Below are 25,617 nucleotides of genomic sequence, written 5' to 3'. Positions count from 1 at the left end.
TACATCTTTCCTCCTCTGTAAGTTCTTTGATTAAGTGGATTTCCTTATCACCAATCTAGGTGGTAGAAAAATTTGATCCAAATTATTATCGTTGTGCGAATTGGTTTTTTCAATTTTTTTGATTAATATATCAACGCTTTTTCTACCGATTTCTCGGGTGGGCTGTGCTACACTGGTTAATGGGGGATTTGTTAAATTACAAATTATGGTGTTATCAAAACCTACCACCGCTACATCATCTGGAACTTTCATTTCATTTTTTATCAACATATTGATTATCTTTGTTGCTATAATATCGTTTATAGTATAGATTGCTGTTATATTGTTGTCTATTATTTTTTTTAATAACTTTTTTTCACTGTTTTTTGTGAAATCAGATATCTCCTCAGGAGCCACTAGATAATTGTCTTCGTTAAAATTCAAATTGTTAGCTATGATTTCTTCATAAAATCCTTTTAATTTTTTATCTTTTAAATATCCAATATACCCGATGTTTATGTGTCCCTTATTTATTAAATATTTAGCAACGATTTTTCCTGCTAAATAGTGATCAACTGTTACATAATCAAAACCATCCAGATCCTGGGCACATATAACAGTAGGTATGATTGATTTGATTTTAGTTATATGTTCAACATGCGATAAATCAGTCGGATTTATAATCAAACCGTCGACTCTTCTACTTAAAAGCATTTCTATTTGCTCTTTTTCTCTTTGAAGACTACCATAAGTGATTGACAGTACAATGTTGTAATTATAGTAATTTGCTTCTTCTTCTAAGGATTCTAGTATTTCTGGGAAATAAGGGTTCGTTAATTCGGGTAGTACTATGCCAATGAGAAAGCTTTTATTTTTGACGAGGCTTCGAGCCATTCTATTTGGTTGATAATTGTATTTTCTAATGTATTCTAAAACTTTTCTTTTGATTTCAGGGTTGACGTTAGGATTATTATTTATCACCCTTGAAACAGTTGATTGAGAAACTCCCGCCATTTTGGCAATTTCTTTCATTGTTTTCATAAAAATTTTCCCCATTTCCTTTAAAATCATGAATTCGATTTATCTGATAATTTACAGAATTACTTTAAATGCTTTTTGAATACGTATTCTTATTTTATCAGAATTATATTATTTTATCAAATCCGATTAGAGATAACTAGAGGTGATTAAAGCGATTTAGGATTGATTATAAAGGGAAAGCTTTGTTTTTCAACAAATTCAATAAATCTGAATTGGTTAAAGAGGTTTTGAGGGAGGGATGAAATTAAGTATTGAACATCCATATTTTACTAAACTCTGCTGGGTTATATGTCAAGTAGCTATCCGTTGGTCCATTAAAAATTGAAAAAAGATTTAATAAATTCTCTTTCTCTAGGCATTACTTCCTCCAAATCTATTTAAGACTTCGTTGTAAACTTCTACTTCCTTTTTTGCAATATTCTCCCAAGAAAAGCTCAAAGCCCTATTTCTTAAATAACTACCATCAATTGGATTTTCTAACAACTTTACAACCGATTCAGCAAACCTTTTTTCAAAGTTTTCCCCTTCCTTGACGACTATTCCTCCATCTCCAATTGCCTCAGGTACACCTCCGTTACTGCTACCAACAACAGCTACCTCGCATCCCTGTGCTTCCAACACGACACACGGCCATCCTTCATTCCTACTCGGAAGTATCATTACATCCATAGCATTCATATAATAAGGTACATCTTCATGAGAAACATTTCCAACAAATTTAACCTGCAAATTTCTTTTCTTACATTCATTTTCTATATTTTCTTTTAACTCACCATTTCCAACAATTAAAAACTCAGCATCGTAGATTGAAGATATATAAGAAAAAATTTCGGGCAATTTATCTGCCCTTTTTACTTTCTTCAATCCACCTACAAACCCAACAACCTTTTTAGATAATCCCAATTCTTTTTTTATTTTTTCTTTATCCAAGGGTTTAAAGATATCTGGTTCGATTCCGTTTGGAATAACAACAGAATTCTCACCAGCATACCCAAATGATTTAGCTTTATTCAATAAGGCATTACTCACGAAAATAACTTTGGCAGCATTTTCTAAAACATCTACATACAAATCTTTTGCTAAAGGCATTATAAAATTTATGTCACTGCCATGACCGGTAACTACGTACGGAATATTTAACTTTTCAGACAATATTTTAGCAACTAATCCTGCGGGTAAAGAATGCATTCCATGGGCGTGAATAATATCGAATCTTTCATCTTTAACTTTAGAAAATAAACTTCTCGTAATTTGGTCTGATTTTTTAATTTGAGTATTTTTCTTTAATATGATTAAATTAAAAAGATCTATCAAATTTCTATTGAATTTTTCATATTTATATTTGATACCATTTATATCAAAAAATGAATCAGTGACTTTATAATTACCCTCCGAAAGAATCTTTTTCAAAAATTTTACTCCGAGCGACTCTACAGGAACTAAACCGTAAATATCAAAAAGCACATTAAAATTTCTAAGAATTTCTATCCTTTTGGTTATAAAAATGCCACTTGTTAGATTTTGAGGAAAAGGAAATAAATTCGTTATGAATAGTATTTTTATTGTTTATCAACCCCTTAAAATTAGGAAATTCACTCCTATACTTTTGCTTTATTTTCTTTCTCAAATACTAATTCTTTGATTTTTTCTATTACAGGTTTCACCTTTGTATCCCAACTTAAATTTTCTTCAGCATATTTTCTCATCTCTAAAGAGTAATTAGGATGCTTTTTTGATAAGTCTTCATACCAATTAATTATTTTGTTGATGTCAACAGGACTATCATCTTTTGGGATCCTGAAAACATATGGAAAAGATTCTTGAAAATCTTGATCATTAGAAGCTATTACAAAAGGAATTCCTCTTGCACAATACTCTCTGTTTTTCAAAGCCGAATCACTGTATAAACCTTTTCTGTGATTACCTAAACTCCCAAAAGCAATATCTGAGTCATCCACAATTTTGTCTAATTCTTCTCCAACTTTTGTTCCATGAAAGATAACGTATTTCTCTAATTTAAACTCTTTTACCGAATTTTTTAAATTCTCTAATACTGGTCCTTCGCCTACACAGTGATAGTAAACATCTTTTTTTGGATTATTTTTGTAATATTCATACAGACCTTTAATTATTCTATCGTACCCATGCCAAAAGCGAAGATTTGCTATAGATAGCAAATGAATGGAGGCCTTTTTGTTCTGATTCTGATTTTTTATTTTGATGTCTTCTAATCGAATACCGTTACTTATTAGAACAAATTTTTTACTGAGATTCAATGCTTTGTCTGATGAAATTGGGACAATTATATCTGCGAAATCTTCGACTTTTTTTTCCCTGTTTTTCCACAATAGGTTATATTCAATTTTATTTGTTGCCTTTTTAATTTCATTTTCAAATGGATATGTAGGAATTTCAATGATTTTTATTAATTTTTTTCTTTTCGACAATTTAATTAATTTGTTTGTAAGTTGTAGATTTCTAAGGTACAATGCATTTATTTCATATGAATTAATTATTTTATATAGAGAATCTAAAAATGAATTATATCTAATAAAACCTTTAATTTTTTTGATTTTACTATGTTCATTATAAATTGCCATATTGGGGTATGAAAAAGTTTTGATTTCTTTCTTTACGCCATAATCTTCAATGCTATAAAGTACCGCTTCTGATTGCCTTGAAATATATAAGTAAACATTATCAAAAACCTTTTTAAAGGTTAAGCATTGACTGATCATTTTTGTTAAAATACCTTTTTCTTCAGATTCTTCTCTTATGAATCCTGCATATAATAGGTTCATTTTTGCTCCTTTCCTTAATGATTTGCTAAATTAAAACCAGTTTCTTATTTTAGTTAACGGCTTTGTTGTTATTATTACCCCGATTTATTATATCATAAGAAATAACTGCTTTCTACATGAAGCTTAAGGGTGATAGAGAAATAAAAGACAGCTTTATTTGTTATAATTAGAATTATGAAATTTATGAAGAGAAATAGATTTCCTCAATGGGGAGGTTTTTGTATGATCAATACCTTGTTTAAATCTTTTTTGTTTTTGCTTTCGTATCTGCCTCTTTTTGTTATCTTTGCCATAAATAATTTTGGGAACGTTTTGTTCTTATTTTTTAGTGTTTTTTCGATTGTTGTTTTTGTTGGTTCACTGATCCTTTTTATTTCTGCTAAGACGAATGCCGAGGAAAAATTCATTAAATTTGAGAAAGTAGAATCGCAGAATGTGAGGTTATTGGATTATATTTTTGTTTATATCTTGCCTTTTATAAATATGGGTGGCATAAAAGAATTGATTTCTTTTGCTATAATCGTTTTTATCGTCGGCAATATTTATGTAAAGACAGATTTGATAGCTATAAACCCTGTCCTTTCTTTGTTTGGCTATAGTATTTACAAGGTTTGTCTTATGGACGGACGTGAAAAGAGTATCCGGTCCGCTTGGTTGATTTCAAAATCAATAACCGAAGGAATGAAAGTTAAAGAGTTTTCCAAAGATATTTATTTGGGGATGGCTGGTAAGAAATGAATAAAGTTAATCGAGATGAAATCTTAAAGAATATCTTTTTAAAAGAAAATTTAGAACATCTTAGGGAGCTAATAGATACTTCAACAGATTTCACAATGGATGTTTTTATCCAAAATGAGAACAACCAGATATTTTGGTTGAAAAATGAAGATCCCTCTTTTTTCAAGGGAATTTTTCTCACTTCTACTGACGAGTTTTTAAATGATTTACGCGTCAAAGAATCAAACAAGGTAGATGAATACGAGACAGTCATTGATGATAGGAGCTTTTTGTATCTAAAAGATGTCAAAGAGAATGTAAGCGATATTGGGGATATTGTTGAGATTATTCGTGAAGGTAAGTATATAAAAAATTATTCTAATAAAGACTTGGAAACAATTAAGAAGTTCAAACTGATAGTAAAATTGTACAGTAATGAGTTGAATGATTTTTTGTTGGGTATTCAATATTTAACAGCTTCCAAAATCTTTAAAGATAAAAGGATTTTAGCCCTTACTGCACGTAAAATTCAACCTTTAAAGGAACAGTTTTACTTAATTCCAAAAAATAGTTTTGATTACATGGTTGTTGGAGATACCGTCTTAATTAGAAATCTGACTTATTTTGAAAGAGATTTCGGGTTTTACAAGAAATATGAAGAGGCTAAAGATGAAGTTATCGAGGAAATAAAGAGAGAGGAGAATCTTTTTGGTAAGGATATTAAATTAAAAAGTATCGATTATTTTAGTGAGAAAATCAAAGGTAAACCTTTGTATTTGAAGAGGTTTTATAAGGTTATCAAAAAAGGTAATTATAAGAAATTTAAGTTTTCTAAGGTTAAGGAGATAATAGATGATTTCAATCTAAAAGTTAAACTAGATGAGGGTAATAAGTGTATCGATTTGGGCGAAGAGACTTCGATTAAAGATTTTTTGCAACTTTACGATGAATTGTATTATATATCCGATTTGTCAGGGAATAGAATGGTGGCAAGTGAAAATAGCCCTTATCAAGAGTAATATCTTTTTTTCAAAAATTCAACGATTCTTTGAGATGCCTTGCCATCCCCAAAAGGGTTGCTTGCTTTGCTCATTTGAGCATATTTTTCTGTTTCTAGTTCTTTCATGGCTTGGTACACTTGTTCTTCTTGTATTCCTACTAATTTTGCTGTTCCTGCTTCTATCGCTTCAGGCCTTTCCGTTGTTTCTCTTAATACCAACGTTGGTTTGCCCAATGTGGGTGCTTCTTCTTGTATCCCTCCTGAATCTGTCATTATGTAATGACTTTCGTCCATTAACGCTATGAAATCTAAGTATTCAACAGGATCTATCAATATCGCTTTTTCCTCATTCCCAAGTATTTTATACACACTTTCTCTCACTATCGGATTTAAGTGAATTGGAAATACTATGTGCATTTCTTCGTTTTCGTGTAGATACCTTTTTATCGCTTTCATCACGTTTTCTATCGGTTTTCCCCAGTTCTCCCTTCTATGCATGGTTACTAAGATAAACTTTTTGTTCTTTATGTTGTACTTTTCTTTTATCTTTTCTATATCTTTGTTTTTGTTTTCTTTTACCCATAGTAATGCATCTATAACAGTGTTCCCAGTTACTATTATGTTTTTCTCTTCTACACCTTCTTTTAGTAGGTTATCTTTTGCCTTTTGGGTAGAAGCAAAGTGATGCTTTGCAATTGTACCTGTTAGTCTTCTGTTCATTTCTTCTGGGAAGGGGTTGTATATGTCGTTCGTTCTTAAACCCGCTTCCACGTGCCCAACAAATATTTTGTTGTAAAAAGCAGCGAGACTTCCTACAAAAGTGGAGGTTGTATCCCCTTGTACTAGTATGTAATCGAATGGTTCAATTTTTAGTATTTTATCTATCTCTGTAATTAGTTTTGAAGTTAGTTGGGGTAGAGTTTGGTTTTTTGTCATTATATTTAAGTCGTAATCTGGTTTTATTTCGAAAAGATTCAACACTTGATCGAGCATTTCTCTGTGCTGAGCGGTTGCTATTATTTTTACTTTTATATTTTCTTCTTTCATCTTTTTGTATAATGGTGCCATTTTAATTGCTTCAGGCCGCGTTCCAAATATCATTGCTGTTTTCATTCGAGGACTCCTTGTTATGGTAATGTTTTTAGTTTTTTTATGTAAGCTGCGTTTAGTCTTTGTTAGCGCCCCTTCGCCGAACGTTAAGGGGGTTCCCCTTAAAAACCCCAAATCAAGGTCAAAATCATTTAAAAACATTGTTTGCACACTGCGGCAAATACTCCCCACCCAGTTGCCAATCACATAATGTAATTATATCATATATGATTTTAGGTTCATCGTTTTTTGATGGTAAAACCAACAATGAAGATGTTTTGAGGTTTCTTTGTTAAAAGATAAATAAAATTCTTTTAGCGTTAATTTTTTGATTGTATAATATAAATGTATAAAAAAGGTGTGAATTTTTGCCTTTCCAGGAGGATGTGTATGGATAACAAATGGATTAGAATAAAAGGTGCTCGAGAGCATAATTTAAAAAATATAGATGTTGAGATACCTAAGAATACCATTTCAGTCATTACCGGCTTATCTGGTTCAGGAAAATCAACTTTAGCACTTGATACTATATATGCGGAAGGTCAAAGAAGGTATTTAGAGTCTGTTTCTTCCTATGCAAGACAGTTTTTAGGAAATTTGAAAAAACCCGATGTAGAATTTATCGAGGGGCTCTCCCCTTCAATTGCTATTGAACAAAAATCTGTAAGTCATAATCCAAGGTCAACGGTAGGTACCATCACAGAGATTTATGATTATATTAGGGTGTTGTTTGCAAGGGTTGGTAAGGCTTACTGCCCAAAGTGCAATATCCCACTGCAAAGTTCTACTGTAGATGAAATTGTGGATAATATTTTTAAGAATTTTAATGAGGATGCAAGATTGTATATCTTTGCTCCAATTGCCAAGGAAAAGAAAGGTGAGTTTAAAAAGGAACTACATAGTATGAAGCTGTCAGGTTTTAAAAGGGTGGAAATCGATGGAGTGATATACGATTTAGATGAGATAGACTCACTTGAAAAGACCTACAGGCATAATATAAACCTACTTGTTGACAGAGTTAAGTTGAGAAAAGATAATTTTGAGAGAATCTTCGAAGCCGTTGAATTGTGCCTTAAAGAAGGAGATGGCTTTGTAGAAATTAGGGAAATGGATAATGATGAGAACGTTATTTCTTCTCAAACTTATTCTGAGAATTTAGCTTGCCCTAAATGTGGTTACAGCTTTCCAGAAATTAATCCCAAATTGTTTTCATTTAATAGTCCTTATGGGGCATGTTCGGAATGCCATGGATTAGGTTTTAAGTTGGAGGTTGAGCCTGAATATATATTTGATATAAACAAGTCTTTAGAAGATGGCGCTGCTTTGAATATGGGGAAAGATACTTTTATGGTGAGCATGATGAAAGATGTTGTTCGAAGTTTGGGTGAGGATCCATCAAAACCTTTAAAAAGTATGCCTTCAAAAGTTTTAAATACCTTGCTGTATGGGACTGAGGAAGAAATAGATTTTTCCTTTTCAAAAAAGAACGGAGACAGTTATGAGTTTACTAGAGGGTTTGAAGGAATGGTGAATTGGTACGAAAGAAGGTACAAGCAAACGGATTCCCGGGAAATAAAGGAATGGATCGAAAGAAATTTCATGATTCAAAAGACATGTCAAGCCTGTAATGGCAAAAGGTTGAGGGAAGAAGCCCTCAGCGTTAGGATAGATGGATACAATATATATGATTTGACAGAAATGCCAATTAGTGAACTAAAACTTTTCTTTGATGCTTTAAAACTGAGTGATTTTGAAATGGAAATTGCCCACGAACTTCTTAGAGAAATAAATAGAAGGTTAACTTTTTTGATCGATGTAGGACTTGATTATTTGACACTTGGAAGAAATGCGACAACTCTTTCTGGTGGAGAGTCCCAGAGGGTTAGATTGGCTACACAGATTGGATCGGGGTTAACAGGAGTGACATATGTTTTGGATGAGCCAACTATAGGTCTTCACCAAAGAGATAACGACAGGCTTATAAATACTTTGAAAAAGTTGAGAGACCTCGATAATACGGTAATAGTTGTCGAACATGACGAGAACGTTATTAGAGCCTCAGATTATATTATAGATCTTGGGCTCGGCGCAGGTGTCAATGGGGGAAAAGTCATCTTTCAAGGTCCTACTAGTAAGTTGTTAGAGAATTCTAATGGGTCCCTTACAGGGAAGTATTTAAGGGGAGAAACAAGAATAGAAATAATTGATAAAAAACGAGTAGAAAAGAACGCTAGTTTAAAGATAATCGGTGCCAAACACAACAATTTGAAAAATGTCACGGTTGAGATTCCCTTGGGGAAATTTGTGGTTATAACAGGAGTTTCAGGCTCAGGTAAATCTTCGTTGATTATGGATACGTTGTATCCGGCTTTGCAAAAGGAGCTTTATAATTCCAGGGTGAGACCCGGAGAGTATGAAAAGATCGAAGGTTTAGAATATATAGATAGCGTGATCTCTATCGATCAAAGTCCTATTGGTAGAACTCCAAGAAGTAACCCAGCTACATATACAGGAGTATTTGATTATATTCGTGAACTGTTCGCTGCAACACCTGAGGCTAAGATTAGAGGATACGACAAGGGAAGATTTTCCTTCAACGTTAAGGGCGGAAGGTGTGAAGCCTGTAAAGGCCATGGAGTTTTGAAGATTGAGATGCAATTTCTACCTGATGTGTATGTAACCTGTGACGTATGTAAAGGTAAGAGATACAACAAAGAAACGTTAAAGGTCACTTATAAAGGTAAAAATATTTCTGATGTTTTAGATATGACTGTGGATGAGGCTTTGGACTTTTTCAAGAACTTACCTTTAATAAAAAATGTTCTAGAACTGCTGCAAGATGTGGGTTTGGGATACATAAGATTGGGTCAATCCGCAACCACCCTTTCTGGTGGAGAAGCTCAAAGGATCAAATTAACTTCCGAGCTAAGGAAAAAAGCAACGGGGAATACCGTTTATATACTCGATGAACCTACTACGGGTCTTCATTTTGAAGATATAAAGAAATTAATAAAAGTTCTCAATATTCTCGTTGAAAAGGGTAATACCGTTATAGTAATAGAACACGAGATGGACATTGTAAAAAACGCAGATTACATTATAGACTTAGGACCAGAAGGCGGAGAAAATGGGGGTTATATTGTGGCTACAGGCACCCCAGAAGAAGTAGCTGAGAGTGGTACTTACACCGGGTACTACTTGCAAGAGGTTTTATCAAAAGAAAGAATTTCAAAGTAGAAATAATTAAATTATTTTTACGTTGACTATTCTTTTTTAAGCCAATTTATAGTCTGTTCTGCCACTTTTTCTTTTTCGATATCGTTTACAACTACGTGCCCGCTTTCTTCTAATATCAGAAATTCGGTTTTTCCTTTAATATTATTTTCTATAATTTCCTTTACCGAAAAAGGAACGGCTTCGTCTTTTTTTGAAAGTATCACATAAGTGTTAGATGTGACTTTTGAAAGGTTTTTAAGAGCCATTTTTTGCAGTTTGTAAAGATCAGCTGCCTTTGAAGGCCAGTCATAATTCCAGTATTGGCTAGCTAGATAAGCAAGCTTTTCGTCATCGAATGTCTGAGGATTTTTTCTTTTTATTTTCTTAACGATAAGGCCAAAGAATGGAGTTAAATTTATTCTCCAATCTTTTGCTTTTAGTGCAGGAGCAGCTAAGACAATTTTTTCTGGATGAAATTTACTTGCTAAGAGAGTTGCTATTACACCACCCATAGAAAGGCCTAAAATGTAGACTTTTTCATGGTAGGTTTTTAAATTAATATAAGAGTCTATAGATTTTCTCAGCCAATCTCTCCAATTAGAGTTTAAAAAATCGTTGGAATTGGTTCCGTGCCCGGGGAGTCGAGGTATGTATATAGAAAAACCAGATTTGTGAATCTGTCTACCTATGTAGTACATATCATGAGGAGAACCCGTGTAACCATGTAGAATCAATACCGCAATATTTGAATCATTTTTTAAATAAAGCTCCTTTGATATTGGTGAAACAGATGTGCTTGGTGGTATGTTATCGAAGAAATTCAAGATATAGACCCCCTTCATAGTCTGGTAATTATTAGCTATTTTCGAACTGAAGTCTGTAAAGATCGTAATAAATTCCGTGGTTGTTGATAAGTTCTTCGTGCCTTCCTTCTTCAACAACTAGCCCTTTATGCACAACTATTATCCTGTTGGAGCTTTTCACAGTCGAAAGTCTGTGGGCAATGGAAATTATAGTTGAACGTTCAGATATTTTATTCAAAGCTTGTTGTATTAAAAATTCAGTTTCTACATCAACATTTGCTGTAGCTTCGTCTAAAATTATAATCTTTGAATTAAAAAGTACCGCCCTCGTTAAGGCTACCAATTGTCTTTCACCAGATGATAAAGTTCCGCCTCTTTCTGTAATGACTGTGTAGTAATTTTGGGGCAACCGCGAGATAATTTCATCGGCATATACGGATTTTGCAACCTTTTTTACTTCTTCATCCGGAATGTCTTGGTTAAATAATCTCATGTTGTCTAAAATAGTTCCCGAGAACAGGAATACGTCTTGAGGTACAACAGCGATTTTTTTGCGTAATTCGTTGAGATCGTAGTCGTATAATTCTTTATCGTCTAATAGTATTTTACCACTTTGATATTTGTAAAGTCCACTTATCAATTTAATTATCGTAGTTTTTCCTGAACCTGTTTCCCCAACTATGGCTACTCTTTCGTTGGGATTTATTTTGAAACTTACACCTTTTAAAACTTCTTTATTTCCATCGTAGGAGAATTTAACGTTTTGAAATTCAACTTTTCCTTCTTGAATAGTAGTATATTTTTTCCTCCCAAAATTTTCCTGTTCTTGATCAAATATCTTAAAAATTTTTCCAGCCGATGCAAATGCGTTTTGCATTATGTCATACTTTTCTGCTAGGTCAAACAAAGGTCTAAAAAACATATCTATGTAAGAAGTGAAAGCATAGATGGTTCCAAAGGTTGTTTGCCCATCTGTTAACTGCAAGGAACCAAACCAAAGCAAAATACTAATCGTAAAATACTGTAATAGACTCATCAAAGGTCTAAAGATCGCAAATACGTACATTTGTTGCAAATTAGCGCGATATACCTTTGTACTCATGTAATCGAATTCCTTTTTCTTTCTTTCTTCTTGATTGAATAATCTTGTAACATTACTTCCAGCTAAATTTTCGGCTAAGTAGGAATTTAAGGCAGATATTCTAGTTCTGACTTTGTCGTAGGCTTTTCTATCAAAATGTCTGAATAACACAACTGAAACAATAATAACTGGGAACATAGACATTGTATACAAACTAAGTTCAAAGTCTAGGACCATCATTAAAATGATCACCCCAATTATTATAGCTATATCCTTGAGTAAACTTGTTACAACATCACTGAAGAAATCTGATAAATTTTGGGTATCATTAACTACACGGGTTGTCACTTTGCCTGGAGGATTTTTTTCAAAATATGTATATTTGAGTTTTAATATATGGCTGAATAAGTCTTTCCTCAGGCGAAAAATAACTTTTTGGCCGACTACGTTGGCAAAGAAAACTTGACCGTAATTTAAAAGAAATTGTCCCACAAGCACTGATATAAAAATAAGGCTAAAAATCTGTATTTTTCGAATAGCTATGTCAAAGTATTGGGAATATTGCTCGCCTGAGACTTGTATTCTTTCGCCTGTTTGATTGTTAACCATATAATAGTTGTTGTCTCTTTTTTCTAGATTATAAGCTCCATTCTCCTGTTCAACAAATTGTGTTTCGCTTTCAGGGACTAGATCAAACGAATAATTCACATTAATTACATTATCAATCCCATATCGTATGAAAACTGGCAACGCTAACTCTATTATCGTTGCTATAGCCAAAGTTAAAAAGGTCAAAAAAAGTAGTAACTTGTATTTTTTTATATACACCCACAGTCTCAGGAAAGTTTTGAGATCGCCTTCGCTTTTTTCTTTTTCTTCTAAAAATATTTCCTCATGAACAGAAGCCATTACTCTACTCCTCCAAATTTTTTTCTATTAATTGTTTCATGTACATAGAATAGTAAATACCTTCTTGTGAGATTAACTGATTGTGATTACCGCTTTCAACGATTTGTCCATTGTCGAACACATAAATTTGGTCCGCATTTTTAACCGCCTTGAGCCTGTGGGATATAACAAGAATTGTTTTGCCTTCCGCTTGTTGTCTAAGTGTTTTGATTATTTCTTCTTCCGTCTCGGTATCTACAGCGGAAAGACAATCGTCTAGTATTATCCATTTTGATCTTTTGGCTAGAGCTCTTGCAATGGTAACCCTCTGCCTTTGGCCACCAGAAAGTGTGGCTCCTCTTTCTCCAACTATTGTGTCATATTTATTTTCGAAGCTCATTATGTCATCGTGTACATGAGAAAGTTTTGCAAATTCTTCCACTTTGTCTTCCATTTTTTCATTAGCAAAAGCTATATTTTCTCTTATCGTCATTGAAAATAAGAAACTATCTTGTGGTACATAAGAAACATAGTCTCTTATAAATTCACCATTCACATCGTTAATATCTTTTCCGTCTAAAAATATCTGTCCTCTTTCAACTGGGTATAGTTTTACAAGGAGCTTTGCTAATGTAGATTTTCCTGAACCTATTCTTCCAACAAAGGCTACCATTTCTCCAGGGTTTATATTCATGTTTATATCCTTCAAAACTTCTCTTTGTGAACCTGGATATTTGAAAGTTAGATGGTTGATTTGATAGTGTCCCTGAAATTCAAAATCTTCTCTTGGAGGTTCTTGAATGGAATTTTTTTGTTCTAAAACTTCATTAACCCTTTTTAAAGAAGCTCTTCCTCTTTGTATTAGGTTGATTAGGTTTCCAACCGCCATCATTGGCCATATCAACATTCCGATATATTGATTTGTCATTATGAAGTCTCCAAGGGTTATCTGATTGTTTATTACCATGGGTCCACCAAAATTGAAAACAAAAATAGTTGCTAATTGTCCTACTAACATGGCTAAGGGGAACATCAATCCCCAAACTTTTACCAAGCGAATGTAAGAATTATAGAACTCTTGAGACTTGTTGTCAAATATCTCTTGCATGGTATCATAGTTAGAATACAACTTTACAACATCCACACCAGAGACGTTTTCTTCGGTTATATTAGATAACTCAGAAGTTTTTTCTTGTAATTCTCTGAATCTTCTGTGAATGAATCTTCCAAAAAAGAGTGATATAATTGCTATTAAAGGAAGAGGCAGTACCGATATAAAGGTCAATCTCCAATTCACAAAAGTACCCATTGCAAAAACGGTCAAGGTCGTCAATACTATTGTGTCAACGAGCATTATAACCAGAATTCCTAGCATACGCATCAACGTAGAAACATCAGAAGTGAACCTAGTCATTAAATCTCCAGTTCTCCACTTGTCGAAAAAATCTTGGTCTAAACCGATGATATGGTCGAACATATTTTTCCATGTTTGATATTCAAAAAGCCTAGCGGCTCCAATAATTGAAATTCTCCAAAAAACTCTACCAATTCCTAATCCTAAAGCTAACATGATTATTCCGAAGATTAGCGTTTTAACTTGATTAAGGTTCGGAGATTGTGTGTTTAGTATATCGACTATGCTTCCAATTTCTCTTGGAATAAATAGTTGAATAATGTCAACGGTTACAAGAAAGAGAATCCCGATGAGATATCTCCACCAATATTTTTTTAGAAACTCTTTGATCAAAAGATTCACCGTCCCAAATTGATTAGTATTCCTAACAAAATTATATCACTTGGTTCGAGGAATATCAATTGTTTTTATCGAAAAAATATATTAGAACTTAAAAATAATAAGAGGCGCTAACTATATATTTTTAGAGGTGATTTGTATGTTTGAAAGTTACGATAACGTTTACAATTTTTGGTTCGAGAATGGCGCAAGCTCTGTTACATTTTTAGAGTATGATGATGGATTGACAGCCTTTGATAGCTCTCTTTATCCAAGAAAATTTGAAGATATGGTCAAAATAGTTGAAGAGCGTACTTCAAAAAAATTAAAAAAGGTTTTTTTCACTCATTTTCACCCTGACCACACTTTTGGAGCTGTTTTTAGCAAACGCAAATTTGATCTGTATATGAACAAAAAAACGTTGGATTTTCTTAATGCTTTGGATGTTACTTTTCTAAAAGAAAGTTCAAAGATAGCTGACTATAATTTTAACAATTTCAAAGAGGCTTTAAGGGAAAAAGATATCATCATTTTCGAAAATTCTATTTTTCTTCTCCTAAGAGACCAAATTTTGTCAGCAGAAAATATTGGTGGACATACTTTAGATTCAACAATCTATATCCTTAAACCGCAAGGATATTTAATAAGTGGTGATCTCGTATTTTCTAAGGTACATGCAGAAATACTCAATTCGAATGTTGATGAGTGGATATCTAGATTAAATAACTTATCTTCCTTAGATATAGAAACGGTTTTTCCAGGACATGGGAAGCCAGAAAGCAAAAAGGTCCTAAAAGAACAATTGACCTATTTAAAAAGGAAGAAAAACGGAGAGAATTTGGAAAAAAGGTACGCAGATTACTCCCTGCCAGATTTAGCTCATTTATAACAAAACTATGAAGAAAACAGAACTTTTTTCAATTCGATATCTGCTTCTTCATCAGGTAGAGGTGCGATTTCTTTAATTTCTATAATGACCTTTTTATTCTCTTGAGAATTCAAAATTTCTAACTTTTCCAAAACCTTTATATTTTCATAAGGTTTAAAATAGTAAATATTGAATTTAGTAAAATCTATATTAAGCAATCTTAAGAAGTTTCGGGTTTTCGGAATGTATTGCTGAATTTCATATTCACCAACTTCTGTGGCAACGACATCAAAATTTTCCGGATCAAAAAAAGGTAAAAAAGATGAAAGCAAATCAGGAATAGTGGCCGTAAGTATGGATATTTGACCGTATTCATCTACTTCCTCATGAACATTTGTGTAAAAAACTGACTCGAAAAAATCGTAACAATAATAAATATCTTTAAATAAAGATGGTTTTTTAAAAGTAAAAATTAAATATCTGTTATCAATATAGCTTACTTCAGCTGAAATTTCTTTATTCTCAGTTATTTGAAACTGAATATTAATATCAAATCTTAATTTTTTGTAACCCAAATAACTCTCTAAAAGGCTTTCTAAGCTTGGTTGAGCAAAAATGAATGTGGAAAAAGCAAGGAAGGATAAAAGGAAATATTTCTTAATTATCATTTCAGAGTTTTCATCCTTTCTCTCAATGAGACGATCTCTGTAACCCTAATTCCAAAATTCTCATCGATAACAACAACTTCACCTCTAGCAATTAATCTTCCATTGGCATATATATCCAAAGGCTCACCTGCCAATTTGTTTAACTGTATCATAGACCCTTCGTGTAATTCTAAAATCTCTCTAAGATTTAATTTGGTTGATCCTAACTCGACTTTTAGTTCTAATGGGACGTCAAGCAAAAGTTCCAACTTTGATAGATCTATATTTGGGGAAATAGGCTCCTCCTTTTTTTCAAATTCACCAAATTCTACAGGTTGAACTTTGACCTTTTTTTCTTTGATCACGTTGGAATTGCTTCTTTTCTGTGTATTTGAATTTTTTGAGCTTTCTTCGTCTTCTGTAGTTTTACCAAAAGTTTTTTCCACAAGTTCTCTAATCTTTTGAGCAAATTTCATGGGTATAAATTGCCAGAACGTTGTTTCGGCTATTCCGTTGATCTTCACGTTGAACTTTATAGAGATAACATAAGCTTCTTTGTCTGTTTCTATGGGAGGAAACTCGATATTGGCTTCTGAAAAATTCACAACTCGACTGCTAGGCGGGGAGATATCAATATTGGTTTTTAGAAAATCTGATAAGGCGGTTGAAGCTGTACCCATCATTTGATTCATTGCTTCAGAAACTGCGCTTAAACTAATATCATCTAATTCCCTCTCTTCGATATTCTCTAAGTCTTTTCCCAGCATTAAATCTGCTATTATATTAGTTAAATTCAAAGGTAATACCAAGGTGTTCAAACCATACAAACCTTTTTTGTACTCTACTGTAACAACAACATTTTCTCCTTCAAAATTGGTAATGATATTTTTAAATTTAATAATATCTGTTTGAGGATATTGGATTTCTATCTTTCTTCTTAGTAAAGTTGAAAGGGTTGTTGCTCCTGAACCCATAGTGATATTTGCAATTTCACCAATCATATCCAAAAGTGCGTCTAGTTTTTCATCTACAGTTGAGGGTTCTTCGCTTTCCTTTGGATCATCGGTGTTATTTAACCCTCCTAATAATGAATCCAATTCACTTTGATTTAGAATACGGTCTTCGTTTTCAGGCATTTTATTCATCTCCTGTTTTTTCTGTATCTTCATCTTTTTCAGAAGAATCAAGCTTTTTTGTCTTTTTTTTCATACTCTCTTCAACAAGAAGTCTTTCTAAAAGTTCTTTGTTTTTCTCAACGATCTTTACACTGTAAAAACCTTTACTCTTACCCACATTTACTTTGAATATTGGTCTTTCTTCAATTTCTAGATCTATTGGCTCATCGTAAAAAGAATCTAAGCGGATTACATCCCCGACTTCAAGATTCAAAAAATCATTTAAATATATCTCTGTTTTGCCAAGTATAGCAGACAAATTTAATTTTGAAAGCAACAGCGATTGTCTTAGATTTTCTTTAAATTCTTCAGTATGTCTGTAAGAGGTTGTCCACATTCTTGTTGTCAATTTATCGTTCAAAGGTTCCAACGAAGAAGATGGAAAACAAAGATTGACAAAACCTTGTACGTTTTTTATAGTAACAGAAAGTGTTATAAGAATTGTCATCTCATTTGGAGGGGCAACTTGAACAAATTGGGGATTGGTTTCTAAATTCTCCAAGTTGGCGTCAAATTCTTCAATATTCGACCATGATTTTGATAGCATTCTCAACATAACTGCAGATTCTTTTCTCAAAATGTTCATTTCTATCTCGGTGGGAGGTCTAATCTCTTCAAGAGTGTTTCCTGGCCCTCCTAAAAGTCTATCTATTATGACGTATCCTAAATCTAAGCCCATTTGTAGAATAGCGCTTCCTGAAAAAGCTTCGGACGAAAAGATAACGATAAATGTTGGGGAGTTCAATGATTTTTGGAATTCTGAAAAGGTGATTTGATCGATACTAGCATATTTAACATCGACGAATGTTCTGCTTCTGCCTGAAAGATAAGTAGATAGCTCTCTTGCAAAGCTTTCATGGATTAACTGGAGAGTTCTTAGTTGCTCCCGTGAAAACTTCATGGGTCTTCTAAAATCGTAATCTTTTATTCTTCTTTCTTCTTCCTGATACTCTTCAAGAACTTCTTCGGGGCTCTCTCCAGAACTCATTGATTTTAAAATACTATCTATTTCTTCCTGCGTAAGGGTCTCATCTTCAGGCATAAAAACACCTCTTTTTCATTATTGACTCGTTGTTATAGTCATTATAATCATTGTCACTTTTACAACACCCAAGCTTTCCCTTTCACCAGTAAATCCCAGCATTTCATTTAAAGAATCTTTTATTTGTTTCTTAGTTAATTCTATGCCTTGTGGAGTTGAAAGCTCACCTCTTGTTTTATTCATAAATATCATTCTTATAGCCTCTAAAACTTCCAATTTGTTGGAAGTTATTAAATCTCTTGCCTGGCTGCTTCCAACATCTAGCTGTAAAGAATCTATTACAGCAATGTCGTATCCTCCTTTTAACATCATAGTATATCTGGAACCTTCCATGATCAATAATACTTTAGCAGGTGCAGTAGCGGATACTTGCGAAGATTGATCAGAACTTGAAGAAACATTGGATGTCAAGATTCTCACTATAAAAAAAGACGTAATTCCTGATATTATTAAAGCAACAACTATGACTATTATTAAAGTCATTAAAAAAGATGGCTTTGACTTTCTGGTTTTTCCCTCTTCTGAAGTTATATTTTCATTTTCCAAAATCTTTCGCCTCCACGGTCTTGCACTTATCTTACTCTTTGCCTTAGTATAAGAATATCTATCCTTCTGTATTTTTGCCTTAATTCATTCAATCTTGTATTATATTCATTTTCTAGTTCCCTTTCAATTTGCTGTAACTGTGCGGAGTTTAATTCTCCTTCAGTAAAATGATCAAAGGCGATGGATTTTCGAGAATCAATCTCCGACCTTAATAGGGAAATTTCCTTAGCAATTTCGCTATCTCCTTCACCAATGGGAAAGAATCTGTCTGAATTGTAAAAATAATCTATATCAAATTGCCCAGAATTGATCTCAGCCATCTTTTCCACTAACCTTCTATTTTTTAATTCTATGGTAAAAAAATTAACAACACTTGCCGCTCTAGCTGCACTCAAATGCCAATTAGAAGGGTATACACTTGAGGGTAAAACTGGTTGATCATCCGTAAAACCATAAACTTCAATAGCGTTAGATGTGTGCTCTAATATTATTGTACCTATCCTATAAAGCAGGTCTTTAGCTTCGGCGGTTAATTCAGCGCTCCCTGGTCTGAAAAAGGCAATATCCCTCATAGATATTATCGTCCCTTTATCAGTTTCCTCAATAGTGATTTTCCCTTTATACTTTTCGTCTTCAATAATTTTTAATAATTCTTGCCTAATTCCAGGATTAGAAGTGATCAAGGGTTCGTCGGAAATGCTTCTGCCTCCAACTAGTACCCCAATTGGTTGTCCTTCGAACACATTTTGTAAACTAACAACCGCCTGTTGAAATTTTCCCGGTGATATAGTAGCCATAGAAAACAATGCAATAAACATAGTCAGCAACAAGGTAGTCATATCGCTGAAAGTCTGCATCCATTTAGCATCACCAGTTTTTTCTCTTTTCTTTCTAGGCATAAAAATATCACCTCACGATTACAAAACAGCTTCACCTTTTTCTGCCTCATAGGCACGTCTTTCTTCTTCACTGAGAAACGCCTTTAGCTTTTCTTCCATCAAATGTGGATTTTCACCTTGTACTATCGATAATATACCTTCCAACATCATTCGCATCTGGTTAATATTTTTATCCACCCTTTTTTTTAGTTTTTCAGCAGGGGGAAGAGCAAATATGTATGCAATAAGAGCACCGTATAAGGTTGTAATCAGAGCAAGGGACATCCTCGGCCCAATAGTTGTTGGATCGCTAAGAGTATCCAACAACAAAACTAGTCCTATCAAAGTTCCTACCATCCCCCAGGCTGGAGCCATGGCTCCCCAAGTATCTAAAACTGAGATCTTATCTTCCTCTGTTTCTTGGTACATGTCCATCTTCACTTCCAATATCTTTTTAATCTCTTCAGGATCCGTTCCATCGACGGCAGCTCTCAATCCATCTCGTAAAAAATCACTTTTAACACTTGGTATATCTTCTTCTAAAGATATCATTCCATCTCGTCTTGCTTTTTCAGAGAACGAGTACAAGGTCCTCAAAGTTTCAAGGTTGTCTATCTTAGGATTTTTGAATGCTTCAAGGATCATGTTAAACATTTTGAAAGAGTTTGAACTTGGATGGGCGATGAAAGTTGCGCCAACAGATCCTACCACGGTTATAAAAAAAGAAGGTATATCTATTAAAGTTGTAAATTCACTTCCTGCACCCACAACTATTGCAGCTATCGCTAAGGCTAAACCAATTATTGTTGATATATCCACAACTATCCCACCTCTTGTTTTGCGCTAATTCAATCATAAAAAGTTTGCTCAAAAATTATAATACTTACCTTATTTGCCAAAAATCTCTTTATTCAATTCTACCACTTTTTTCTTAACTTCTTCAATACTTTCTTTAACGACGTAAACATGCCCGTTCATCATCGTTATGGTCGTATCAGGGTGGCACTCTATCTTTTCAATTTGATAAGGGTTAATATAAAATTCTTCATTGTTTAATTTTGTGAGTTTAATCATCTTAACCTCCGTGGGCGTTAAGGGGGTTCCACCCTTAAAATTCCCAAAATCATACGTCATTTGCTTCGCAAATGAGAATTTGGAAATCGTCTCAAAAGCATTACGAATAAAGTTTTTTTTGCAGAAAACAGCAAAAGCTTCGCAAATGAGAATTTGGAAATCGTCTCAAAAGCATTACGAATAAAGTTTTTTTGCACAATTCGGCAAAAATAATTATCTCTTAATGTTTACAAGCTCGTTAAGGATTGCATCTGCGGTAGTTATACTTCTTGAATTTGCTTGGAATCCTCTTTGAGCTATGATCATGTTGGTGAATTCTTCTGCTAAATCCACATTTGACATTTCTAAAGCCCCTGGATTAATACTTCCCCTTCCTCCAACCCCAGAGACACCTATTTGTGGAAGTCCACTGTTTGAACTCATAGCGTACATAGAGTTACCTGTAGCTGATAAACCTTCGGGGTTGTTAAAAGTGGCTAGAGCTACTTGCCCCAATGGAGCTGTTAAACCGTTTGTGAAAGATCCTATAATCTGTCCATTGGTGTTTATAGCGAAAGACTCCAAAGTTCCTTGAGCGTTTCCATCTTGTTCAGTAACCGCTATAGAATTTTCTGCAAAAAACTGAGAAAGTTCTTGAAAATTAATCGAAACGTTAACAGGACCTGCACCAGCTGCTGATTGAGGGTCCACGCTTGGATTTAAAGCAGCGCCCAACTCAGCTGGGTCGAACCAGAAACCCGCTGCTCCATCGTCACCGTCCCCGATAGTTTGATCTATGGTGCCGTCAGGGTTAATTTTCCATTGAGTTGCAGCTATGTTACCATTTGAGTCAAAAGCTATTACTCCTTCGGCGGAATCATCGAGTAATTGACCATCAGCGGTACTTTTATACAATGGAGTTCCGTCTTCTAACTCTGCCTTCCAATACCAAGTGTTAGCATCTATTTTTGTGAATTTTAAATAAGTATTGTAAGGGTTACCTAGAGAATCGTATACTACTGTTGATGTTGTTACAGATGGGCTGATATAGTTAGCTTCTGAAAAGTTGGTAGGATTGTTGAGATCGGTGAATCTTATAGCTCCACCTGAAGGTGGTTGAATCATCTCTCTAACGGATTTTAAGCCGGTAAACCCCTGCCCATCAATAGTATCAGCATCAGAGGCACCGGTTAAACGCAAACCCGTGAGGGTATAATCTCCAGATGTAATTCCCGTTGTTAGTAAATCGTTGAATTCACCAACTGTACTTGCAGGTCCAGTAAAATTTACTGGTGTACCATCGATATTCAAAGTTATTGTTGGATTTCCGGAAGCATCAAAACTAATATCAATATCTTCCGGATCATAATAAACTGCTTCTCCCGCTGAGTCTGTAACCCTAATGCTTCCTGTGAGGGTAGCAGTACCTGCCCCTGCATTGATATCTACAGGAACAGAATCACCATATTGATCCACTATTTCACCGTTTATGTCGTATATAGAAATCTTACTTTCTGCTAAAGGATCACCGTCTTCATCGTAATTAACCCAACTAATTACATTTCCCGTATCGTCAAGCTCTACTTTTCCACTAATTTGGTTAGTTGAAGTTAAATTACCTGAACCATCGTCAACTGCAAATTTGTACTCAGAACCAACTACACTTGCCGTCCAATTATAAACATTTTTATCCTTGTTTTCTTCGCTCATATCCCTTTTGAAAGAGAATTTTACGGGTATATTTTCACCTGTTGTACTCTTGACCACAATTGTTGTGTCTTGAATACCCGCACCTGCGTTTAAATTATGTGCAAGTCTTACAAAGGAGGTTTGTTTTGCCGCCATTACTTGTCCGCTTGATATTTGGATATCTCCTATAGGATCGTTGGTGTCAATGGTCCTATTTCCTTCTTGATCAATTTTTGCTGTCCAACCTTGCAATTTCATACCAGATGCAGGATCTACAAAGAATCCGTTGTAATCTCTAGTGAAATTGCCAGCCCGTGTATAGTATTGACCTATTCCATCTGAGAGAATAAAAAACCCTTCTCCTTGAATCATAAGATCTGTAGCTTTACCTGTAGACATAGGAGAACCTTGTGTCATTAATTTGTCTATAGAAGCTAATTGAGATCCTAATCCAATTTGCATAGGATTTGTTCCACCTAGTTGGTTTTGTGGTGCATTTCCTGCACTTAATGTTTGAAAAAGAGTTGTTTGAAATGTTGCCCTTGAACCTTTGTAACCTACGGTATTAACGTTAGCGATATTGTTTGCAACTATGTCGAGTTGATCCTGAAAGTTCCTTAAACCTGTGATTCCAGAGTACATTGATCTGAGCATGTTATACTCCTCCTATCTAGATCGTATTGATAATCAGAATTTAGGCGCTAATTTCATTCACTACTGAATAAGGATACATTTCACCATTGATAAGTAGGTAAAGTTCGTTGTCTAAGAACTTCACTGCTTCGACAGTTCCACTTTTTACACCGGTATTTGCTACCATTTGGCCATTTTCTACGGTGTAAATTCCATAGAGATACTCTCCATCAGGCATCATAGTTCCATCGTTGTTTCTTCCGCTCCAAACATATGAGTGTAACCCTGCTTCCTGCACACCCAAATCTTCTGTATAAACTACTTGTCCCTTTGAATCATAAATCTCTAAATATACTTGGGAGCCGTTGTCTAATCCATAGTTTAGTCCTTCTGCTACCCCACTTTGCAAGTCAATGGTGTTGTCATTCACCACAACGGTTTTTCCTATCAAGCTTGCAGCTTGCAATTTATTGAGCGACATTTGGGAGTTAACCATTTCTTGAATTGCTTGGCTCATATTGGTTATTTGTTCAGTGGAAGATAGTTGAGAAAGCTGAGCTACAAGATCTTTGTTTTCCATCGGTTGAGTCGGATCTTGGTTTTGTAATTCTGTAACCAACAGTTCTAAAAAAGCTTCTTTGTCTAATTCTTTTTTTATTTCTCTGTCTTTTTTTGCATCATACGTACTTTGATATATAGAATCCATCGATACTGAGTTAAGCATTCAAATCACTCCTTAAATAATCATCAAAGGTGTAGTAAGTTCCTTCTTCTGGCTGATCGTCATTCTGATCTTCTTCACTGTATTTTTTCTGCTCTTGCTCTTGTTGATGTTGTTGATTTTGATCGGCTAAATAATGTTCTTCTTGTGTGACATTCACTTTTATACTGATGGGTTGGTATCCTTCATCCCTTAAATTTCCAACTAAAGACTGTAATGTTTTTGATATAATATTTTTTGCATTTTCGGTTTCTGTTGATATGTTAACAGTTACGGCTTGCCCGTTTTTTAATATCTGAATATCGACTTTTCCTAAGTCAGGAGGAGATATTTTTACTGAGAAACTTTCGTTTAGAAAGGTTTGAGTGTTTTTAGAAATAACTACTTCCTTTATTTGAGCGTTTAAATCTTTTAGATTGGTTGTAGGGATACCGTCTTGTATAATATTTTTGTTGATTTGTAGGGATTTTAAACCTATTTCATTAGTGCTTGGATCGGTTTTTAATTGTTCGATATTTAAATTTTTGCTAATGTCTCCTAAATTACTGGTTGGTGCCAGTTTAACAGTATTATTTTTTTGTAATTCAGAGTTTTTATCTTTGTTTATGTTGTTTTTTCTGGTTTCATAAGGGTCAAAATACACATTCTTACCAAAGTTGTTTTTTGTATTTAAAAGATCCGCTTTTGGATCAAATTGCATTGCTTTTATAGAATCATTATTCTCATTTTTATTATTCTTTGTTTTATCGATGTTTCCCTTAATCAAGGAATTGGTTATGAGATTTGTTTCTTCAATTATGCTTGATAAAGAGTTTCCCATCTTTGAATTATTGGTGTTAATTATATCCATAGCAGTTTTAATTATATTTAATTCGTCAGGTGTAAATTCTGTTTTAAAAGATGAGAGTATTTTTTGAGCTTGCTCTAATGTATTGATTTCATCTTTGCTTTCTATACTTTTTGAGCCTTTTTCTATTAATTGTAATAATTTTTGAATATCAGCTTGAACAATCTGATTCGTTCCTTGTGAATCTTTTGAATGCAGATTGTTTTTGGGCAAAATGGCGGAATTTTCTACTGTAGATTCAGAATGCTTAATTAAACTTTCTAAAGGTATATTATTACTGCTTTCTTTATTTTCTTTAATAATAAGGTCAACAGCTTTTTCTAATATTTCTATTTTATCCTTGGTAAACTCTGTGTTAGAAGAAGACCATATTTTTTGTGCTTGAATTAATACTTCTTTCTCTTCTTCTGTGAGCTCTGGTTTTGAAGAAATTAGTATTTTTTGAGCTTGCTTCAATGTGGGAATTTCGTCTTTATTTTCTATACTCTTTAAGCTTTCTTCCATTATTGTAGTTAACAGTTTTTGAAGATCAGAGTCGACAATCTGACTGGTTTTTTGTGAAACTTTTGAATGCAGTTCGTTTTGTGAAAGAGTGGAATGACTTTCTTCTATTGTTTTAGAAGGTTTAATTAAACCTTTTAAAGGTATTTCACTATTACTACCCTTTCTTTCTTTTATAATAACGCTAAAAGCTTTTTGTAATACTTTTTTATCTTCTTCTGTGAATTGGGTTTTGGAAGAAGACAAAATTTTTTGAGCTTGAATTAATAATTCCTTTTCATCGATGCCTTTGGCGTTTTTGGTAGAAACTTCTATGAGTAGGAGTAATTGATCGACGTTCAATTTGATATTTTTGTCTTTTTTAGTGTTTGAGATTATTAAATCTTTCGAATCATTTGTATTCTGTATGACCAATAACTCATTGTTTGATTTTTCGTTAGTTTTAATTAAAAGATCTATAGAAGGATTGTCTCGATTATTAGTTATTACTTTTTTTTCAGTCGTAGGAGCATTGTTAGAACGAAATCCTTCGTTATTTATTCCATTGACAATGTCTTGAAATTTTTGATCGAAGGATTCTAATTTAGCATTAGATGCATTCGCAGTAAAGTGATTAATGTTTTTTGATTTGGGTAAATTAGTTGTAAGATCAGTTAAGGCAATGTTCAAA

The 25,617-nt window shown here is 33.7% G+C and carries 21 protein-coding genes and 1 pseudogene; 4 read left to right on the top strand and 18 right to left on the bottom strand.

What is annotated here, in order from left to right; genetic code table 11:
* Positions 1-30: 30 nt before the first annotated feature.
* The 3 genes from BZ25_RS07685 to BZ25_RS07675 all read right to left on the bottom strand — a co-directional run bounded on the left by BZ25_RS07685 (position 31) and on the right by BZ25_RS07675 (position 3,821).
* Positions 31-1,020 (bottom strand): LacI family DNA-binding transcriptional regulator, encoded by a 990-nt coding sequence (locus BZ25_RS07685; RefSeq protein WP_158584881.1) that lies wholly within the window; start codon positions 1,018-1,020, stop codon positions 31-33.
* A 351-nt stretch (positions 1,021-1,371) separates the two neighbouring features.
* Complete coding sequence (locus BZ25_RS07680) at positions 1,372-2,430, bottom strand: glycosyltransferase (protein ID WP_199676877.1); 1,059 nt, start codon at positions 2,428-2,430, stop codon at positions 1,372-1,374.
* 188 nt (positions 2,431-2,618) lie between these two features.
* A complete protein-coding gene (locus BZ25_RS07675; RefSeq protein ID WP_121514361.1) occupies positions 2,619-3,821 on the bottom strand; it encodes a glycosyltransferase in 1,203 nt (400 codons plus the stop codon).
* A 222-nt stretch (positions 3,822-4,043) separates the two neighbouring features.
* Here BZ25_RS07675 and BZ25_RS07670 point away from each other — a divergent pair, with 222 nt between their 5' ends.
* Entirely contained in the window at positions 4,044-4,559 is a 516-nt protein-coding gene (locus BZ25_RS07670) for a hypothetical protein (RefSeq protein ID WP_121514360.1), read from the top strand.
* Positions 4,556-5,557 (top strand): Kiwa anti-phage protein KwaB-like domain-containing protein, encoded by a 1,002-nt coding sequence (locus BZ25_RS07665; RefSeq protein ID WP_121514359.1) that lies wholly within the window; start codon positions 4,556-4,558, stop codon positions 5,555-5,557. Before BZ25_RS07670 ends, BZ25_RS07665 begins: the two co-directional genes overlap by 4 nt.
* Here BZ25_RS07665 and wecB read toward each other — a convergent pair.
* Positions 5,548-6,651, bottom strand: a complete 1,104-nt coding sequence (gene wecB / locus BZ25_RS07660; protein ID WP_121514378.1) for a non-hydrolyzing UDP-N-acetylglucosamine 2-epimerase — start codon at positions 6,649-6,651, stop codon at positions 5,548-5,550. The genes BZ25_RS07665 and wecB overlap by 10 nt on opposite strands.
* Before the next feature lie 366 nt (positions 6,652-7,017).
* Here wecB and uvrA point away from each other — a divergent pair, with 366 nt between their 5' ends.
* A complete protein-coding gene (gene uvrA, locus BZ25_RS07655; protein WP_121514358.1) occupies positions 7,018-9,864 on the top strand; it encodes an excinuclease ABC subunit UvrA in 2,847 nt (948 codons plus the stop codon).
* Positions 9,865-9,890: 26 nt separating this feature from the next.
* Here uvrA and BZ25_RS07650 read toward each other — a convergent pair whose 3' ends face one another.
* The 4 genes and pseudogenes from BZ25_RS07650 to BZ25_RS07640 all read right to left on the bottom strand — a co-directional run bounded on the left by BZ25_RS07650 (position 9,891) and on the right by BZ25_RS07640 (position 14,371).
* Positions 9,891-10,667, bottom strand: coding sequence for a carboxylesterase (locus tag BZ25_RS07650; RefSeq protein ID WP_012207975.1), 777 nt, complete (start codon positions 10,665-10,667; stop codon positions 9,891-9,893).
* 31 nt (positions 10,668-10,698) lie between these two features.
* Positions 10,699-11,523, bottom strand: a complete 825-nt coding sequence (locus BZ25_RS10680) for an ABC transporter ATP-binding protein (protein ID WP_369973995.1) — start codon at positions 11,521-11,523, stop codon at positions 10,699-10,701.
* A gap of 87 nt (positions 11,524-11,610) precedes the next feature.
* Positions 11,611-12,468 (bottom strand): annotated as a pseudogene (locus BZ25_RS10675) (ABC transporter ATP-binding protein); the annotation flags it as partial.
* A gap of 172 nt (positions 12,469-12,640) precedes the next feature.
* The gene (locus BZ25_RS07640) at positions 12,641-14,371 is read right to left on the bottom strand and encodes an ABC transporter ATP-binding protein (RefSeq protein ID WP_233186687.1); all 1,731 of its coding nucleotides are present in this window, start codon (positions 14,369-14,371) and stop codon (positions 12,641-12,643) included.
* A 136-nt stretch (positions 14,372-14,507) separates the two neighbouring features.
* Here BZ25_RS07640 and BZ25_RS07635 point away from each other — a divergent pair, with 136 nt between their 5' ends.
* A complete protein-coding gene (locus tag BZ25_RS07635) occupies positions 14,508-15,236 on the top strand; it encodes an MBL fold metallo-hydrolase (RefSeq protein ID WP_121514356.1) in 729 nt (242 codons plus the stop codon).
* Positions 15,237-15,241: 5 nt separating this feature from the next.
* On the opposite strand, the gene BZ25_RS07630 is transcribed toward BZ25_RS07635, so the two are convergent.
* The 10 genes from BZ25_RS07630 to BZ25_RS07585 all read right to left on the bottom strand — a co-directional run bounded on the left by BZ25_RS07630 (position 15,242) and on the right by BZ25_RS07585 (position 25,616).
* Positions 15,242-15,883 carry a hypothetical protein gene (locus BZ25_RS07630; RefSeq protein ID WP_121514355.1) on the bottom strand — a complete coding sequence of 214 codons (642 nt, stop codon included), beginning with the start codon at positions 15,881-15,883 and terminating at the stop codon, positions 15,242-15,244.
* Positions 15,880-16,998 (bottom strand): flagellar motor switch phosphatase FliY, encoded by a 1,119-nt coding sequence (gene fliY / locus BZ25_RS07625; RefSeq protein WP_121514354.1) that lies wholly within the window; start codon positions 16,996-16,998, stop codon positions 15,880-15,882. Before fliY ends, BZ25_RS07630 begins: the two co-directional genes overlap by 4 nt.
* Before the next feature lies 1 nt (position 16,999).
* Complete coding sequence (gene fliM, locus BZ25_RS07620; protein WP_012207969.1) at positions 17,000-18,079, bottom strand: flagellar motor switch protein FliM; 1,080 nt, start codon at positions 18,077-18,079, stop codon at positions 17,000-17,002.
* A gap of 18 nt (positions 18,080-18,097) precedes the next feature.
* The gene (gene fliL, locus BZ25_RS07615; RefSeq protein ID WP_012207968.1) at positions 18,098-18,625 is read right to left on the bottom strand and encodes a flagellar basal body-associated protein FliL; all 528 of its coding nucleotides are present in this window, start codon (positions 18,623-18,625) and stop codon (positions 18,098-18,100) included.
* 26 nt (positions 18,626-18,651) lie between these two features.
* Positions 18,652-19,524, bottom strand: a complete 873-nt coding sequence (locus tag BZ25_RS07610; RefSeq protein WP_012207967.1) for a flagellar motor protein MotB — start codon at positions 19,522-19,524, stop codon at positions 18,652-18,654.
* A gap of 18 nt (positions 19,525-19,542) precedes the next feature.
* Positions 19,543-20,322: a motility protein A gene (locus BZ25_RS07605; RefSeq protein ID WP_012207966.1), complete on the bottom strand. Its 780-nt coding sequence runs from the start codon at positions 20,320-20,322 to the stop codon at positions 19,543-19,545.
* Positions 20,323-20,391: 69 nt separating this feature from the next.
* Positions 20,392-20,577, bottom strand: coding sequence for a flagellar FlbD family protein (locus BZ25_RS07600; protein ID WP_012207965.1), 186 nt, complete (start codon positions 20,575-20,577; stop codon positions 20,392-20,394).
* Between the two features lie 213 nt (positions 20,578-20,790).
* Positions 20,791-22,899: a flagellar hook protein FlgE gene (locus tag BZ25_RS07595; RefSeq protein ID WP_012207964.1), complete on the bottom strand. Its 2,109-nt coding sequence runs from the start codon at positions 22,897-22,899 to the stop codon at positions 20,791-20,793.
* A 40-nt stretch (positions 22,900-22,939) separates the two neighbouring features.
* Positions 22,940-23,602, bottom strand: coding sequence for a flagellar hook assembly protein FlgD (locus tag BZ25_RS07590; protein ID WP_121514353.1), 663 nt, complete (start codon positions 23,600-23,602; stop codon positions 22,940-22,942).
* Positions 23,595-25,616: a flagellar hook-length control protein FliK gene (locus tag BZ25_RS07585; protein WP_121514352.1), complete on the bottom strand. Its 2,022-nt coding sequence runs from the start codon at positions 25,614-25,616 to the stop codon at positions 23,595-23,597. Before BZ25_RS07585 ends, BZ25_RS07590 begins: the two co-directional genes overlap by 8 nt.
* Position 25,617 lies beyond the last annotated feature (1 nt).

Source organism: Petrotoga sp. Shatin.DS.tank11.9.2.9.3 (genome assembly GCF_003665005.1).
GTDB lineage: Bacteria > Thermotogota > Thermotogae > Petrotogales > Petrotogaceae > Petrotoga > Petrotoga mobilis.
Note: the sequence above shows the minus strand (reverse complement) of the source record. Positions and strands in the feature narration are given on the sequence as shown.